The 4,069-nt window shown below is 49.1% G+C and carries 9 protein-coding genes; all 9 read left to right on the top strand.

Annotation, left to right across the window (positions count from 1 at the left end):
• The first annotated feature begins 93 nt into the window (after window positions 1-93).
• A complete protein-coding gene (locus J8X26_RS24855; protein ID WP_208952281.1) occupies window positions 94-297 on the top strand; it encodes a hypothetical protein in 204 nt (67 codons plus the stop codon).
• Between the two features lie 3 nt (window positions 298-300).
• Window positions 301-750: a DUF1367 family protein gene (locus J8X26_RS24850; RefSeq protein WP_208952280.1), complete on the top strand. Its 450-nt coding sequence runs from the start codon at window positions 301-303 to the stop codon at window positions 748-750.
• Window positions 747-1,337, top strand: a complete 591-nt coding sequence (locus J8X26_RS24845; protein ID WP_208952282.1) for an MT-A70 family methyltransferase — start codon at window positions 747-749, stop codon at window positions 1,335-1,337. The genes J8X26_RS24850 and J8X26_RS24845 overlap by 4 nt, the downstream gene beginning before the upstream one ends.
• On the top strand, window positions 1,334-1,528 hold the full coding sequence (locus J8X26_RS24840) for an HTH domain-containing protein (RefSeq protein WP_208952279.1): 195 nt from the start codon (window positions 1,334-1,336) through the stop codon (window positions 1,526-1,528). Before J8X26_RS24845 ends, J8X26_RS24840 begins: the two co-directional genes overlap by 4 nt.
• Before the next feature lie 199 nt (window positions 1,529-1,727).
• Entirely contained in the window at window positions 1,728-1,961 is a 234-nt protein-coding gene (locus tag J8X26_RS24835) for a hypothetical protein (protein ID WP_208952278.1), read from the top strand.
• A 5-nt stretch (window positions 1,962-1,966) separates the two neighbouring features.
• Window positions 1,967-2,167: a hypothetical protein gene (locus J8X26_RS24830; RefSeq protein WP_208952277.1), complete on the top strand. Its 201-nt coding sequence runs from the start codon at window positions 1,967-1,969 to the stop codon at window positions 2,165-2,167.
• Entirely contained in the window at window positions 2,164-2,775 is a 612-nt protein-coding gene (locus J8X26_RS24825) for a recombination protein NinG (RefSeq protein WP_208952276.1), read from the top strand. The genes J8X26_RS24830 and J8X26_RS24825 overlap by 4 nt, the downstream gene beginning before the upstream one ends.
• A complete protein-coding gene (locus J8X26_RS24820; RefSeq protein ID WP_208952275.1) occupies window positions 2,772-3,158 on the top strand; it encodes a hypothetical protein in 387 nt (128 codons plus the stop codon). The genes J8X26_RS24825 and J8X26_RS24820 overlap by 4 nt, the downstream gene beginning before the upstream one ends.
• 103 nt (window positions 3,159-3,261) lie before the next feature.
• Window positions 3,262-3,876 carry a hypothetical protein gene (locus J8X26_RS24815; RefSeq protein WP_208952274.1) on the top strand — a complete coding sequence of 205 codons (615 nt, stop codon included), beginning with the start codon at window positions 3,262-3,264 and terminating at the stop codon, window positions 3,874-3,876.
• The last annotated feature ends 193 nt before the right edge of the window (window positions 3,877-4,069 follow it).

The following is a 4,069-nucleotide window of genomic DNA, read 5'->3' as shown; positions in this document are numbered from 1 at the left end:
GCCACCAAACGAATCAGAAAATCGATACTGGAAAAACTCTAACGCGGTGGCCAGTTTTTGTTGACCACTACAAACTAAACCGGAGAGTGATTGATGACAACTAAAAATATCACCATGACCAAGCGTCAATACCGTCAAATCTGCAATGCCTATATCAACACTGTGAACATGATGCCTCAACTGCTGATGGTTACGCCTGCGAAAGACAGTCGCTCGTCTGATGCTCTGTACAGGCTTCAGAACGCATTGCAATTAGTCGAACAGCAACTCAAAGAGGCGATAGAGTCAGCGAGGTGACCAATGCAAATCGAAATGGTCAAAAACGCCGGTGGCGTCTTTGTTCCAGCGTTCGACCATGACTTACCCAGGCTAACCAAGTTCAAGAACGGCGAGCAGTACACCGCCGAAATCAAGCTAACCCGCAACCCCGCCTTTCACCGCAAGATGTTCGCATTCTTCAACTTCTGCTTTGCGCACTGGTCAGCAGACAAGACCGGCTTAGCCAATGCAGACGAAACCACACAGTTCGATCGCTTCCGGAAAGATTTAACCATTCTGGCGGGCTTCTACGACCAAACGGTGAGGTTAAACGGTGATATCAGGACTGAGGCAAAGAGTTTGGCTTTCGCGAACATGGAGTCTGACGAGTTCGAACGCTGCTACAACGCGATGGTTAACGCTGCCATTAAGCACCTGTTCGGTCGCACGACCGATCAGAACGTTATCAACCAACTTTATGGGTTCTTCTGATGGGAAAATACACACTGATTTATGCCGATCCGCCTTGGTCATACCGAGACAAGGCAAATGATGGTGATCGCGGCGCGGGACATAAATATCAAACGATGACCGTGCAGGATATTTGCCGGTTACCAGTATGGGACTTGGCTGCTGAATCCTGCCTTCTTGCTATGTGGTGGGTTCCAACTCAACCGCTAGAAGCGCTAAAAGTCATGGATGCATGGGGATTCAGGCTGATGACCATGAAGGGCTTCACCTGGCACAAAACAAATCGTCGCAAAGGTAACAGTGCAATCGGCATGGGGCATATGACCCGAGCCAACAGCGAAGACTGCCTGTTTGCTGTGCGCGGTAAGTTGCCAACACGCCTCGACGCTTCAATCTGCCAGCACATCACGGCACCGAGAATGGAGCACAGCGCAAAGCCGCCGATCATCCGCGACAAGCTGGTTCAGTTACTCGGTGACGTTCCGCGCATTGAATTGTTCGCCCGCAACAACACTGATGGATGGGGTGCGTGGGGCAATGAGTGCGATTGCTCGGTGGATTTGCATACCGGCGTTGCAGTGGAAAGACAAAAAGTGAGGGCGGCATGATAACCACACAGACTATTCCAGAATTGCTCATTGCCACTCGCGGCAATATAACCGAGTTAGCCCGGCGACTGGATGTTAACCGCTCAACTGTCATGAAGTATGCCAGAGACAATAACGCGACCGGTCACATCATTGTTAACGGCTGCCTGATGGTCAAAACGGCCAAGAAGCAAAGGAGTCGCCATGGCTAAATCAACATGGTTCACTCACGAAATCATGTCCACCCAGCAAGCCGAAGACCTCATCAAGCAGTACACCCTCCGAAACATCCAAACCTCAAAGCAACTATCCGCTGATTACACAGGCTGGTACGTATCTGCTTTGTTACCCGAATACAGAGTAGAACCACGAGCCAGTCGGACGTGGCAGAACCCTATGTGGAGATAAATCATGGTTGAGATTTTTTTTAGTATTGCGATAGCCATCCCGGTCGCTGGCATTTTGTATTGCTTCTTCGTGCTTCATCGAAACGAGTGGGTATACAAACAACGCATGAAGGTTTTATTCGGTGAGAATGGATTCAAGGAATTCCAGAAACTCCCCAGTTACGACGCCATGATGCGTAAGTTTTGGATATGGGATGTGAATAAATTCAAGGCTGACGACAGAACATCTGAGGAGTGAGAGTGATGAGTGATTCACCAAATTTTGCAGAATTGCCGGTAGATGTTCAGGTGGCATTAATTAATGCGGCCGCACTGATATCTACCGAGAGAATGCGCGGAATACATGCAAGAGGAAGGGAAGCTTCGACTGATTATCTTTTTTTCGAAAAAGAGTACAAAAAGATATGCGATGCCCTCTACAAAGAAAACCGGGGGCGAAAATGAAAGACCCGAGGCTACGCAAAGAGCCAAAGAAACCCAAACCTAAAACCTGCTGCATCTGCTCTACCAAGTTCTCCCCCTTCTTAAGTACCCAAAAAACCTGTTCCGTTCCCTGCGCCGTCATCTACGGCAAACGCGCCGAAGCCAAGAAACAAGCCAAAGCCGAAGCTGCGTCTGAAAAAGAATGCCGTGAGCAATGGCGTGAACGCAAAGCCAATCTGAAGCCACTCAAGCACTGGGAGGACATGACGCAGCGAGCGGTGAACGATTACATCACCAAAGGCCGAGACGTTGATGAGCCCTGCATCAGTTGCGGCACATACGAAACAGTGCAATGGGAAGCGGGACATTACCGATCGAGGGGCGCGGCATCACACCTCAGATATAACGAGGACAATATTCACAAGCAATGTCATCGGTGCAATGCCGAACTCTCCAGTAACGCCATTCCTTACCGCGCAGCACTGGTACTGAAAATCGGCCTTGGGCGTGTCGAGGCTCTTGAAAACAACAACACCCCTCATCGATACACCCGCGAAGAACTCGACGGCATACGAGCCACCTACAGAGCGAAATTACGGGCGTCAAAGAAATTATCGGAGGCAGCATGACAACCGAAACAGAAACCGAACTTGGAAATGTGGTGGCGTTCCCGCTGGCTGATGATTCAGACCCAAAGGGGAAAGTGAATTTCCTGTTGGAAAACGAAGGCCATTTCTGCCTGCATCCGGGATACACCATCAACGAGCGTGACCGGCAAGTTAAATGCAAAAAGTGTGGGGCGGTAATCGATCACTTTGACTTGCTAATGCAGATAGCCAAAAAGGAAACCCACCTTGCTAACGACATCAGCGAATTAAGGCGAGAAGAGAAGCAGCGTCGGGTGAACATCGAAAAACTGATTCTGATTGAACGCAACGCCAAGGCTCGCATTCGTAATGCTGGTGTTAAAGGCGACCTTCCAAACTGGCAACTTCAGAAGGTGAAATTATGACCCCACTCATCACCAAAATACTCTCCCTCTTCACACCCATACATCCAGTGATAGCGCCTACCAGCATTCAGTCGTGGGATGCCCAGCCTAAGCGGAGAAAGAAATGAGAGACAAAATGCTTATTCAGTTGTCTGGCTTCTCCCGTGAAAGCCAGCTCAAAAAGAAATGGGCAAAGGACGCCAAGGCGATTACACCATTACAGCAAACGTGGACGCGATACATGTTGATGAACTGGGGGGCGAAGCACCGAGGGGGCGATGGGCCAGACCGAGGCGCTATAAATATCCTCGGAAGGCTGATGTGGCGTGACCACTGGAACTCAGATGAAGGGAAGCACATTCAGGTCATCTTCAGCAACCTTGGTAAGCAGGGATATTCCGGTGAGGATTTAATCAGGAAAGTGAAAGAAATATTTGCACCAGGGAATTCAGGATTCAACGCCATCAGTCTCGCCAAAGAACAGGATGACGCTGAATTCGTAGAAAAGTGCATGGTTGAAACTTTCACGCCCGATAGTCCGTTGCGTGATGTCCTTATTAAACGATACCGAGACCGCAAAAGCGCGCAAGTTATCGCAGGAATCATGGAAAGTGACGCATTTGTTCACATTGAGGTTGCGAGGATCAGGGTTAGGTGGGCTGAAAATCTGGCTGAACAGTGTATCTATCACTGCATGAAAGCCGCTATGGAGAAAGAAAATCTCTTAATTGCAGAATAAATAGAAAATAAATATTGAAAAGGACACGAAGAAGTGATCTAATTGATTCATGCTCGGGAGCGAATGCGAAAGAGCGGTGGTGATGAAGAACAAGATGACAGTGCTCAAGAATCGGGGACATCAAAAGCCCAAAAGCCCAAAAGCCCAAAAGCCCAAAAGCCCAAAAGCCCAAAAGCCCAAAAGCCCAAAAGCC

The organism is Rahnella sp. ChDrAdgB13 (assembly GCF_017655185.1).
GTDB lineage: Bacteria > Pseudomonadota > Gammaproteobacteria > Enterobacterales > Enterobacteriaceae > Rahnella > Rahnella contaminans.
Note: the sequence above shows the minus strand (reverse complement) of the source record. Positions and strands in the feature narration are given on the sequence as shown.